Annotated in this window: 5 protein-coding genes; all 5 read right to left on the bottom strand. The window is 52.8% G+C overall.

Going from position 1 to position 13,247, the window contains the following annotated elements:
* Position 1: 1 nt before the first annotated feature.
* Genes HRU77_11565 through HRU77_11545 form a run of 5 tightly spaced genes read right to left on the bottom strand, consistent with a single transcriptional unit; the run spans position 2 to position 13,247 of the window.
* A complete protein-coding gene (locus HRU77_11565) occupies positions 2-2,572 on the bottom strand; it encodes a hypothetical protein (GenBank protein QOJ21267.1) in 2,571 nt (856 codons plus the stop codon).
* Positions 2,573-2,630: 58 nt separating this feature from the next.
* Positions 2,631-3,977: an ATP-binding protein gene (locus tag HRU77_11560; protein ID QOJ21266.1), complete on the bottom strand. Its 1,347-nt coding sequence runs from the start codon at positions 3,975-3,977 to the stop codon at positions 2,631-2,633.
* A gap of 37 nt (positions 3,978-4,014) precedes the next feature.
* A complete protein-coding gene (locus tag HRU77_11555; protein ID QOJ21265.1) occupies positions 4,015-9,849 on the bottom strand; it encodes a hypothetical protein in 5,835 nt (1,944 codons plus the stop codon).
* Positions 9,833-12,931: a hypothetical protein gene (locus tag HRU77_11550; protein ID QOJ21264.1), complete on the bottom strand. Its 3,099-nt coding sequence runs from the start codon at positions 12,929-12,931 to the stop codon at positions 9,833-9,835. Before HRU77_11550 ends, HRU77_11555 begins: the two co-directional genes overlap by 17 nt.
* Complete coding sequence (locus HRU77_11545) at positions 12,918-13,247, bottom strand: hypothetical protein (protein QOJ21263.1); 330 nt, start codon at positions 13,245-13,247, stop codon at positions 12,918-12,920. The genes HRU77_11550 and HRU77_11545 overlap by 14 nt, the downstream gene beginning before the upstream one ends.

The following is a 13,247-nucleotide window of genomic DNA, read 5'->3' as shown; positions in this document are numbered from 1 at the left end:
ATCAACGCTCAGCCTGATCGCTGATTCTGGGTCGCGACGGTTTTCGTTTTTGTTTTTTACGCCACTGATAAACAATAATACTGACTACGACACCACCAGAAAGAACCAGAATTAGCGGTAAATTTCCTGTCGAAATCGGTTCCAAAACGGGATCATAGGTTAATAGCAGCAGTGCGACAATCAATGCCGGAGCTAGAATGAGCAGCAGATACCACACATAAAAATTCTGAAATTTGTAATGAATACGACATGAATAGAAATAAAGGCTGGCAAATAATGAACAGAGAATTGTCAGTATACCCAGCGCGATCCGGAAATAAGCACGATTTTCGCAAACGAATTTTTCCAGAAATGTTTCCGGTTCGCCATATAGGTTTGTATTATTAAAATATCGCACCAGGCAGCCGCTGACAGATTCGATCGCATCGCAGCGGAACGGCATTTCTTCAGCCATTTCCGGTTCGTTGACCTGTAAAGGCCAGAATCCGATTCCACCAAAATTATCTTCAAAGTAGACAATATCATCTTCCAGCTGTTGCCAATTCCTGCCGTCAAACTCAATGACCGGTACGATATGCCATAGCAACATGGCGCGTTCTATGCCGTGCAGATCTCCATTTTCGATATCCAACCGCAATTTCTTTTTGGAATCCGTGGTCGGTTCTTCGATCAGAACCAGAATATCGGTTCTCATATCCGCTGCGCGCCAGCTCCTTGCGGGTAATGCATTACCGCTGCCGGAAGATTTGGTATGACCGACCCATCGCAACAAATTGGAATACTGATATATGCCAGTGTCTAACGCGGATTGCGGCACCAGGATATTGACAAAATAATCTTTTTCTTCAGCAAATAATTTTTTCTGTAAGTTTGTAAAAAACTGATTGAACAACTCGATGGATTCACGATCATCTGGAAACCCATCAAAATAGAGCGTAACGCCATCGCCAAGTGTTGGCGTGGTCACGATGCCAAAAGTTATATTTTGTTTAATTTCTGAAAAACGATCGGTTATTTGTCTGCTTAATAGATTAACAATATTTTCAGTCAACGTTTCGAGAACGGATGCTCTAGAGGAGTATGAAAGCCTCTTCCAGCGATCCCAGTAAGACTTATCGTTGCGGATAACCCAATCGACTTTGCTGTTGTGCTTGCGGGCAGTTTGGATAAATGCAGCCTGCGCATTCCAATCCGCGTTATCCCGGGATAGCAGTGTGCTTTCGTTATGGACATTATTCGCTTGTTTAATGACGCCATCATCGTCAAAAGAAAGCCCGTAATAGGCAACCCTCGACAGGACACTGAAATTTACGGTTTGCTTTTCCCCAGCCAACCAAAACGGATAAAAACCGTATACGGTCCCTGACAAATCATCGATTACGCAACCGCAACCGGTACCGTCCCACTGCACCGTCGCTGCGGCGCGATAAACCGGATTTTTTTGATACAGCAACGCAATGGCGGGTTGGACGACATGTTCGTACAAACCGGCTGCAAATTCGTCGATCAATGCCAGACCCTGTGGTTCGCAAACGTCTTTGCGGTGCTGGCGTAACAAATCGATCTCCTTCAATTGCTCAGATAAATCGCGCATTCCTTCATAAGGGCCGGTCAACAAGTCCGCGCTCAATTTTTTGAAATCATCGTCACTGATTCTCAAACCGGTTAAATAGGCATTCTGCTTATTCATATCCCGGCAAGCACCAATGCCTGCAAGGATCTTGGATTTTGCCGCTTGATCGAATAGATTCTTGCTGGGATAAGCCACGCCTTTCAGCGTTTTTTCCAATAATGTAACAAGCACACTATTCAAGGAACTGAAAAACGGATCGCCCGCCAGGATTTCCAAAAAACTTTGACTGATGACCGGATCCGCGTAGCGGTAATATTGTTCGATGACCGGCAGCAATTTATCAATCAGTTCCGGATGATCCTTGAGCGCAGCGGCCACCGCTTCTTTCAGCGCCGCCACGTTGTCGAATTTCTTATTGACCAATTTGGATAATTGCACATAGAGCTGGCTTTTGCCTTGCAGTATCTTGAAATCTTCCGCCGTGAGTTCATAGTAATCAATCACCGGCTGATTCTTACCGGCAAGCAATCCGGGCGGCGCATAAGCCACTTGTAAATAAAGATAGACGAGATCCAGCAACGCCTGATCCGTGCCTTTGCGCCGCACACTGTAGTAGCCGGTTCTCTCCATTTCCGGCCGATCGTCATTCCACACTGCAAAATCAGCGCTGATCAGCACTTTTGTTTCTTCCGGAAACATGTTGGCGAAGGACGCGATTCGTTCCAGACGGTTCTTGGTTTCATTGACATAAGGACCGATGGGTTCAATCCTGAAATCGTGAATAAAACGCTGCAACCAATACAACGTCACCGGCCCCATGACGCCGTCCGCCAACGGGTTCCGGCTCAGTGAGGCATCCCGGATCCATTCACGATCACTTTGATAAATCTGCGCTAAATTGCGCTGCATCCGGCTGACCGTGGATTTATCCAAGCGCTTGAATTTTTCCTGATCGATCAGACGATCGTAGTAAACATCCGCTGCGAAGGCGGCAGTCATCACGCAACTGAATAAAATGCATACGATCCAGCAAAAGAAATTTTTTTTCATCGCACACTCACAATGTCCGGCCTTCTTTCAGTAGTTCTTTTATCACACCCTTAATCAGATCGTCCTGAATAATCACATCGCGCTGCATGCGGATGGCCTGAATCGCGGCATAGCGCACTGCATTGGTAATCGCGCCGCCGGACAATTCGTAATTTTCCGCCAGCTTTACCAAATCCGTATCCGCCGCAAGCAGCCGGTTGCCGGCAAACATCCCCTGCCACAATCGCAAGCGCTGATCGGCATCCGGCATGGCAAAATGCACCGAAGCCTGAAAACGCCGTGCGAACGCTTCATCGATATTGGCCTTTAAATTGGTCGCCAGGATCACCACGCCGGGATAATCCTCAACGCGTTGCAGCAAATACGAAACTTCCTGGTTGGCATAGCGATCGTTCGAACTGCTGGTCTGCGTCCGCTTACCGAACAACGCATCCGCTTCGTCAAAGAAAAGAATCCAGTGCTTGTTGGCTGCCTGATCGAATACATTGGCGAGATTCTTCTCGGTTTCACCGATATATTTGGAGACGACCATCGACAAATCGATACGGTACACATCGACGCCCGCGCTTGCGCCGATCAAGGTCGCCGTCAAGGTCTTCCCTGTTCCGGGCGGACCGTAAAACAAAGTGCGGTAACCCGGCTTGATGTTTTTGCCCAGATTCCACTGCCGCAAGATCGTTTGCGCATGGCGCAGCCAGGTGTTGATATTATCGATTTCATCCATCACCTCCGGATCCAACACCAAATCATCCCACGTCAGCGAGGTGGTAATCAACTTGGCGGGAAAATTGACGCCGTAATCCGGTTTGTCATGACGTCCCAGCGTCAGCCGGTTCAAGTACTCGACCGTCATCAGCAGCATTGCGCTCAAAAACGGTTCATCGCTCGCGCTGTGCTCCACTTTGATAATCTGTTGCTTGCACAAATAGTGATCGGGCTGAAACAAGCGCATCACGTCAAAACGTTTCGCCAGATTATCGCCCGCCAAAATAAAAACGGCCGTCTCGCAGGTCGGCAAGAATCCGCTATGCCCCTTTCCCTTCCAGCCGCCGAATTCCGTGAATCCGCGTGCGGTTTCCTGGTTACTGAGCAAAAAGGTATCCAGCGCGTGCGGCTGAATATGCGGCAGCAGCGCCAGAATGACGATCAGCCGCTCGTCAAAACCCATCGCGTACTCCCGCACCAGGCATGCATACTCCGATTGTTCCGCGGCAATATCCGGCGGCGGCAACGTGTGAATATCCTGGATTGCGCTTTCCCGGCAAAAATAAATATCGCAGCGTGCCGTCAGCACCGCCTTGAACCAGGCGATCTCTTTTTCCAGTGTCGCTGCATTGGCATCACTTACCATCATGTTTGTTTTCTCTTCAGCAATAGACACATCCGGTCGATCAGCGCCAGGTGACATGAACCGCACGCTCCATCCAGCTATGTTTAATGACAGAAAAACTCCACGGCAAACTGTCCAGCAGCATATCAAACACCCCGGGCTCCACCGTCAAATACCACATGCCGTCTTCTTTCAGCTGCAATCTGCCTTTGCGCTGCAAAAATGTTTCCCGTAAACCGCTGATCGAGGTATTGCCGATGATTTTCCAGTTCTGAATCATGCCGCGGATCAATCCTTCGATCGTTTCCTGCTCATGCGTGCTGATGTCGATTTCTCTGCAAATCGGGATCCCCGTGGTCACACCGCATAAAATCTTGTTCAGCGTTAACTGAAACTCCGGCGACCGGGTTTGCTCATTCACCATAAATTGCAACAAATGCACCGCGCGCTCGGCGGCATGACGATCAATGAATGCACCATCCTCAACGAGTTTCAGCATGCTGAATAGGCGCGGCAAATACGGCGCGGCCAATACTTGTCCGGCATTTTCGATATAAATCTCTTCGCGCACGTCATCCGCCGACTGCGCCCTGTGCAGCAAAGCATCCCAATCCAGCAAAGGCGGCTTTTGCGCCGCTGCGGCTTTTCCTTCCGCCTCGGCCATTGACCGGCTTGAATCCGGATTTTCCTTGTTCTCCTGATTCATGCGCAACGGCGCAGTCAATGTTTCTGCAATTGTCCGTAATAAGGTGCGAATCGCTGCGGAAGTTTTGCGTTGCTCCAACGCTTCATACCAAGCACGCAGGGTCGCCTGCGGGTCAGCTTCGTCCGCTACGCCGCGCGCCAGCGCTGGCAAATAAGCCGCCGGGGTAATATCGCTGCTTGTTTCCGTCAGCAAATAGTTCAGGCTGACTACCCATAAGCGTTGCTCCCACTGTCTCCGGCTGTCTCCTGTGCGCATAGCGGTTGACCGTTGCAACTTGTCCGCGTGCGCCAGTAAATGCTCGTTCAGTAAGGCTGCCTGCGGCGACAGCAGGTAAGCGATCTCCATGCGGACGGACTGCGGCAGTTTTTCCATCCAGCCGTTCATGTCGATTCCATGCAGCACCGCGCGCAAGCGTTGCCTGAGCTCTTCAGGTTTTACTTTCGTTGCGATGGCTTCGGGGTGCTCATCAATGAGTTCCGCCTTATGCAACGCCGCTGTTATGCGTAAGTACAGCGCCGTATGGACGGTGTGAATTTCTGTTGATTGTTCCGTTGCATAAGGAGCCGATCCGGCGATTACTTCCGGACTTGCTTTCTCCGCTGCTTCCGTTCCTTCCGCTTCCCCCGTTCGTTTGACCTCTTCGGTTCCGGCTCGCTTGCTCCGGTCTTCTTCGTCATCTTGGATTTTGCCGAGAGGCTGCCGCGCCAGTGCCGCGATCGCTTCCAGGTCGATTTCCCGTTCCTGCAACAAGTCTTCCAAGACCAGCCGGTAGTAGGCTGCTTGATCGTTTACTTGATCCGCTTGTGCCTTTATCGCTTGCAGGAAAACAGATTGATCGGCACCGGCGCCGCCGGATTGGATGTGCAGCAGTTTTTCAATCAGGCTGTGCAGTTCGCTTGCGTTCAGTCGCGCGGCCGTCAAATCGTAGCGGCCGTTACGCAGATCTTGATACAGTTGCCGCAGTTGCTCCGGGTGTCCGCTTGCCAGCACTTGCAGCAGCGTTTTCAGGTCTTGCTGTCCGGGAACCGCTTTACCGGTTGTGAGCCGTTTGTGCAATGGCTGTTGCAGGGTGTTTTCTTCGGGCGACTTCCCGCTCTGCGCTGCGTTTTTCTCTGCCTGTTTGTTCTGCTCCGGCGCTTCACCGATGAGTGTGAATAGCAGCATAGCAATCACGTTGCAGGGTTCGCGGTGCACCAACGCTTCGTGCCAGGCGTGCAGCGTTATGTGCGCTTCGGTTGATTTGGCTGCTTCGCCGTGCACACCGTGCACCAGCGCGCGCAAAAAACCGGCAGGGTCGATCGCATCCGAAAAATCCGCTTCTCGCAGCAGATAATCCAGGGCGGTGCTCCAGCGTAGTTGTTTCCAGTGCTTTTGCGTCGTGTGTCCGGTTGCTCCGGGTAGTTGGCACAGGTGACCGGCGTGCGCCAGCAAGCGTTCCATCAGCAGCGCCGCTGGCGGCGACAGCCAGTAGCTGATATCCAGCAGAACCGCTTGCGGCAGTCGCGGCAAACGAGGTTTTACCGCCGGCGATTGCAGCAAACTGCGTAGCCGCTGGCGCTGCTCGACCGGTGACAATCCCATCAACATGGAAGCAAAGCCCACGTCGATCAATCCGGCTTTTTGCAGCGCTTGCGTTATCCTCGTATACAACTCTTCAGATACCGCTCCGGCTTGTTTCATCCGCTCGGACGAGGTGGTCGTTTCCGGCAATCCGGCATCGTCCAGCTCTCCGGTCTTTGTTACCGCTCCCGGTTGCACCGGCGTACGTAGCGCCGCACTCGCGCGATCCTTTTCCTGTGTACCGGAAAAGAAATTCTGCAACACCGTATGCACTGTTCCAAAAGCTTTGCTTTGTTCCAACGCATCATACCAAGCGCGTAAGGCCGTCCGCGGCTCGGCTTGATCCGTTACACCGCGCGCCAGCACTTGCACATAATCTGCTGGGGCAATATCACTTTTTGTTTCAACCAGTAAATAGTTCAGGCTGGCTTCCCATAAGCGTTGTTCCCACTGCTTCCGGCTGTCTCCTGTGCGCATAGCGGCTGACCGTTGCAGCTTGTCCGCGTGTGCCAGCAAATGCTCGTTCAGCAAAGCTGCCTGCGGCGACAGCAGGTAGCTGATGTCCAGCAGAACCGCTTGCGGCAGTTGCGGCAAGCAGGGTTTTACCGCCGGTAATTGCAGCAAACTGCACATCTGCTGACGCCGCTCGGCCGGCGCCAATCCCAGCAGGAACGAAGCAAAATCCGCATCGATCAATCCGGCCTTTTGCAGCGCTTGCGCTATCCTCGTATACGACTCTTCATGTACCACACCGGCTTGCTTCTCCCGCTCGGGTGAGGTAGTCGTTTCCGGCAATCCGGCATCGTCCAATTCTCCGGTCTTTGTTACCGCTCCCGGTTGCACCGGTGTGCGTAGCGCCACTCTCGCCCGATCCTTTTCCTGTGTGCCGGAAAAGAAATTCTGCAACACCGTATGCACTATTCCAAAAGCTTTACTTTGTTCCAACGTCTCATACCAAGCACGCAAGATCGCCTGCGGGTCAGCTCCGTCCGCTACACCGCGCGCCAGCGCTGGCAAATAAGCCGCCGGGGTAATATCGCTGCTTGTTTCCGTCAGCAAATAGTTCAGGCTGGCTACCCATAAGCGTTGCTCCCACTGTCTCCGGCTGTCTCCTGTGCGCATAGCGGTTGACCGTTGCAACTTGTCCGCGTGCGCCAGTAAATGCTCGTTCAGTAAGGCTGCCTGCGGCGACAGCAGGTAAGCGATCTCCATGCGGACGGACTGCGGCAGTTTTTCCATCCAGCCGTTCATGTCGATTCCATGCAGCACCGCGCGCAAGCGTTGCCTGAGCTCTTCAGGTTTTACTTTCGTTGCGATGGCTTCGGGGTGCTCATCAATGAGTTCCGCCTTATGCAACGCCGCTGTTATGCGTAAGTACAGCGCCGTATGGACGGTGTGAATTTCTGTTGATTGTTCCGTTGCATAAGGAGCCGATCCGGCGATTACTTCCGGACTTGCTTTCTCCGCTGCTTCCGTTCCTTCCGCTTCCCCCGTTCGTTTGACCTCTTCGGTTCCGGCTCGCTTGCTCCGGTCTTCTTCGTCATCTTGGATTTTGCCGAGAGGCTGCCGCGCCAGTGCCGCGATCGCTTCCAGGTCGATTTCCCGTTCCTGCAACAAGTCTTCCAAGACCAGCCGGTAGTAGGCTGCTTGATCGTTTACTTGATCCGCTTGTGCCTTTATCGCTTGCAGGAAAACAGATTGATCGGCACCGGCGCCGCCGGATTGGATGTGCAGCAGTTTTTCAATCAGGCTGTGCAGTTCGCTTGCGTTCAGTCGCGCGGCCGTCAAATCGTAGCGGCCGTTACGCAGATCTTGATACAGTTGCCGCAGTTGCTCCGGGTGTCCGCTTGCCAGCACTTGCAGCAGCGTTTTCAGGTCTTGCTGTCCGGGAACCGCTTTACCGGTTGTGAGCCGTTTGTGCAATGGCTGTTGCAGGGTGTTTTCTTCGGGCGACTTCCCGCTCTGCGCTGCGTTTTTCTCTGCCTGTTTGTTCTGCTCCGGCGCTTCACCGATGAGTGTGAATAGCAGCATAGCAATCACGTTGCAGGGTTCGCGGTGCACCAACGCTTCGTGCCAGGCGTGCAGCGTTATGTGCGCTTCGGTTGATTTGGCTGCTTCGCCGTGCACACCGTGCACCAGCGCGCGCAAAAAACCGGCAGGGTCGATCGCATCCGAAAAATCCGCTTCTCGCAGCAGATAATCCAGGGCGGTGCTCCAGCGTAGTTGTTTCCAGTGCTTTTGCGTCGTGTGTCCGGTTGCTCCGGGTAGTTGGCACAGGTGACCGGCGTGCGCCAGCAAGCGTTCCATCAGCAGCGCCGCTGGCGGCGACAGCCAGTAGCTGATATCCAGCAGAACCGCTTGCGGCAGTCGCGGCAAACGAGGTTTTACCGCCGGCGATTGCAGCAAACTGCGTAGCCGCTGGCGCTGCTCGACCGGTGACAATCCCATCAACATGGAAGCAAAGCCCACGTCGATCAATCCGGCTTTTTGCAGCGCTTGCGTTATCCTCGTATACAACTCTTCAGATACCGCTCCGGCTTGTTTCATCCGCTCGGACGAGGTGGTCGTTTCCGGTGGCGCCTTCCTCGTGTCGCTAACGCTGCTCGTTATTCCTTTTGCCCTGCTCTGCGCTGCATCGTGACCGCCGTTCCGATGTGTTAACGAAGTGGTGCGCTCCATTGATCCATGCTGCGGATGATGTAAATACAGGCTATTCACCGTTTGCCATGCAGCATGAAACGCGCCGCTGATTTTTCCTTCTTCATGGTATTGCGTGGCTATTCGACTGATGCTTTGCAGCACCGATGATGATTCCTGCGCATGCCGCAGCACAATCGTCTTGACCAGTTGATCCAGCAAAATCGTCCAGTTACCGGGTAACGGCCTCGATTCCAGCAGCATCTTGAAGAGCAGCTCCCATGCCGAACGGATCCGTTCCGTTTGTATCGCCGCTTTAGCATCCACCTCAGACATGGCCTGTTGATATATACGCAAGAAATCCAACAGCGGATGCGCATCAGCCGGTGCAATCCCGGTCAAAACACTTTCCAGGGAACGGTGCGAAAACTGTGCAACCAGACGGCCGATCGCTACCGTCCGTTGCGCCGCGGTCAAGCGCCTGAGCAACGTAATCCACGCTTCTCGCGCATCTTGCTGTTGCAAGATCTGCCGCAGCAAGTTCTCGTGCGCATGCCGGTCAGCCGCATCGGCAGGCCACGGCATGCGGCCGGTCAGCAAAAAATCCTGCAACATCTCCAGATCCGTTTGCATTTTGCTCAATCGCCGGGTGGGAATTATTCCGGGAGATACGGAATCCGATGGTTGATGATGTTCTTGCAGCCGCCGCAATCGTTCGCGCAGCTTTTCCTGCACACGCCGCACCAACTCGGCATAAAAATCGCCGCTGGCTATGTCGCCGAGATCGATTTCCACTTGATCCAACCGCCACACGGTGTCTGCTTGATCGAATTCATCCAGGATCGCGTCAATGACGGGCAACAGTTTTGCCGTCAGCAAGGCGCTCATCTCCGGCTCGAGCGCATTGGCTTGCGCCAGCGAATCAAAGGAGCAATCAAAAACGAATTCATCTATGCGATGCGCTATCGACAGGGTATTAAAGCCAGCGCTCACATTCCGCTCCGCTTCTGTTGCGTAACAAGAAAGACACGATTCTTTCCGATGCGTTGTTTAGGCGTTCGAAATCGTTTGGGTGATGCGCTTGATGCGCCTGTTGCAAACATGACAACCAGCGCTGGTAACGTTGCTCAAAATCCTGCAGGTACACAAAATCAAGCCAGTAAAATTCGGCGACGATATGGGCCGGAAGATTTTTAATCACCGTCTCCTCGGCAAATTTTCTGAATGCCGTATTGGAAAATCTCGCTGTCCAGGACGGAAAAATCACGCTGGCACGAAAATCAAAAAACGCCTCACCCTCGGGAATTACTGCAAACGAATCCGTCCCCCTGGGCCGCAGCAGCACATGTTCGATGAGATGAAAACGCTCGCATGCCAAATTCAGCTGCGTCAGCGCGCTGTAAAACGCGTGCGCATAGCGCATCGCCGCGTCTTGGCCAGGCTTCCGGCTCAACGGCCACAAACGGGTGTTCGAGGCGGATTTCAGACACACCACCGTATCCTTGCCGGAACTTACCAGCCGGTAATTCCTTAATTCGATACCGTCCTTGAAAACGCCATAACAAAAGGGCGGGAGCTTGGCAGGAACGGCGATTCCGGCAAACTTTTCTTCATCGATTACCAGCGGTATCGCGCGCTCTTCCATTTCCTGCGGCAAGAACCGCGTACTTTCCGCTACGATGCGATCAGGTATAAGGCGGCTGTTCCTCTGCGTGAGCACATCGGTGATCAGTGCAATCCGGTCGAACGACGTCAATCCCAGCAAAATACTGATGCGCTTATGCGCACCGGCCAAATTTTCCTCGTTATCTTTACCATGCGCATGCAACGCGGGTTTCAGGTAGTTGAAGCCTTTCCCCCGGTCGCGCGTGATTTCTCTGATGCATTTCAGATAATTGATTTTGTTTTCGATTATCCATTGATCCTGATCGGCGCGCCGGTAACAATCGAATTGCTGTAACGCCGCTTGTGGATATTGCTCGCCGTACATGGCCAATAAGGTATCCAGCGCCCGGCTTCTTCGATCGCTGAAACGATCGTAACGCCGCAGGATTTCAGCCAGCCCCGTTTGGCTGCAATGAACGTCTTTCACATACAGCGGCTCGATGTCCGGAATATTGCCGTTATCGAGAAACTGACAAAAATAGGATTGTTTTAGCCCGGCATCCAGTGAAAACAAGCGCGGCATTTCCCGCACATGTTGCAAATAATCCGCCATCAATTGTTCGAAAGGAAACAAGTATGCTTTGAGCTGCTTCGCCTTTGCTTTAACCTCAGGCGGCCTGGAGTTTGGAACACCGTAGCGGTTAATCCCATATACCGCCGGAAAGTGATGCTGAATCGAGTAATAATCCGCCGCAACCCGCCGTTCTCCCCTGGGGAGTGGAATCAAATGCGCAAACGACGGGCGGTTATTTCTGAAGGCATGATATTCAAAAACCAATTTCTTCAGTTCCAGGTGCGTTTCCTCCAGCAGCGCTTCATCTTGCGTACTTTCATACGGCATGAAACCAAACACTTTGCCGTCGCGATCCTTACGGCTCACGTCCTGGGGCAGCACCAGCCGCAATAATTGTTTTGGCTTGCCTGGCTTGGGAAAACTCAAATCGGGAAAAGCATACCGTGACGAGTCGTAGGAAATGCTGGTGTGTTTCTTGTTATCCTGATCAATCAGATACAGGTCGTGCACTTTCGCAACACCATCGATCCGGCTCACCAGTGTGATCAAATCGACAACGCTGAGCACGTCGTCCGGACCCTCAAAACACCGGTCATTGATAAAACCATGCCGGGTCAACGGCCCGGAAAAAATCTGCTCGTAATTGCCCGTCCGGCTCAAAATGGATTCATAGCGGTCAATTTGAATGCCGGAAGAAATAGCGTGCGCGCATTTGAGGAAGATCTCAGCATAAATTTTCGCCCGATTATGGGAAGGCTGGATTTCAACTTCCCCCGCCAAAAAATAAGGTACCGTATGAATAATTTCGACATGATCGATATCCTCGCCAAGATTGCGATGCGCCATGAAGACCGACAAAACCTTTTGTATGATGGCGGATTCGTCCCATTGTCCGTCAGCCTGACCCGATGCGCCGATTTTGGAAACCAAACCGCTTCCGGTTTCCTGTAATTCCGCACCCAGTTCGCATAATACGCTTTCAAACCGGGATAACGGCGGAACCAATTTATCCGGTAACTCCGTATCACGTGCGGCTTCGTTATCCGCCCCGGATTCAAACACGGGCAGAACACTGGCCAGCGCGCTATTAAGCGCAGCTTCCAGTTTGAGCAAAACTTCATTCAGCCTTGCGCTCATACCGGAACTGGATGGCGTATCCATGATGACTGACCAGATCTCGTTGATTTGACGCCAGATGTTATCCATGCCGGCCAGAATTGCATCCAGCTGACGCAGGATGCCGCCGATTTGCTCAACCGGCTGCCCGTCCTGCGCTGACAGATCAGCGTCAGCGCTAACGCTGCGCCCGCTTTTCAGGTTTTCGTATTGTTCGTCAAGCTCAGCGCCGAGCCGGTCAAGGCTTGTGCGTATGCGCTCGGAAACCGTATGGACCTGTTCCAGCTTGTCCGATAACTCACTGAGATTCTCATTTTTTGCCGGCCTCCCGGCATGATTTTGTATCAACTCGTCGTCGAGCTTCACAAATACGGTATACAGTCCGCCGGTTACCGCACCGTCTTGCGCCGCACTCGGTTCCAGCCAAACATAATCGATTTCAGGAATCGCATCGTAGAGAATTTTCTGGTAATCAGCTCCGGTAACCGCCGAGCTGGGCAGAATGTCTTCCGGGGAGAAAAGCGCTTGCCGCTGATAATCTATGCTGTTTGTTTCATCGGTCAGATAATCCTGAACGGCAAATCCAGAGCGGTAAGATAGATCGGTCAGGCCGTAACAGAGCTGTTCCAGAATGGTGACGCCGGGGTCGTGCAGGTTATAGTCGGTCCATACCTCACCGCACAAATCCTGAACTCTGCCGATACCTTCTTTTCTTAATGTTGCAAAATCCAATCCATCGGGATCGGTTCCGACTCGCGGAATTTGCTCAGATACCGGCATATTCTTGCGAAGCCGCCGATGAATGCGAGTTGTTCACTTGCGCCTGAATCTGCCGGTTCAAATCGGCCAGCAACTCATGCACGCGATGATAAGGCAGATTGCCCAGCGCCTTGATGGTCAGCGCAAGCTCGGATTCCGTCAGCACGAACCGTTGCCGCTCATGCTGCGCGCAACCCGGCGCGAACAATTCATGCGCTTGTTGATTCAATTTGCCGATCAGCTCGAAAACGGATTTAAACGGCAGTTCGGCCAGCGCCTCCAGTAACAGGCTGCCTTCTTGCACATTCAACCGGATGGTCAGAACACGCGCGGACAT

This window comes from Gammaproteobacteria bacterium (assembly GCA_015709615.1).
Classification (GTDB): Bacteria; Pseudomonadota; Gammaproteobacteria; order Burkholderiales; family Nitrosomonadaceae; genus Nitrosomonas.
The sequence above is the reverse complement of the archived record's forward strand: the minus strand, read 5'-3'. Positions and strand labels throughout refer to the sequence as shown.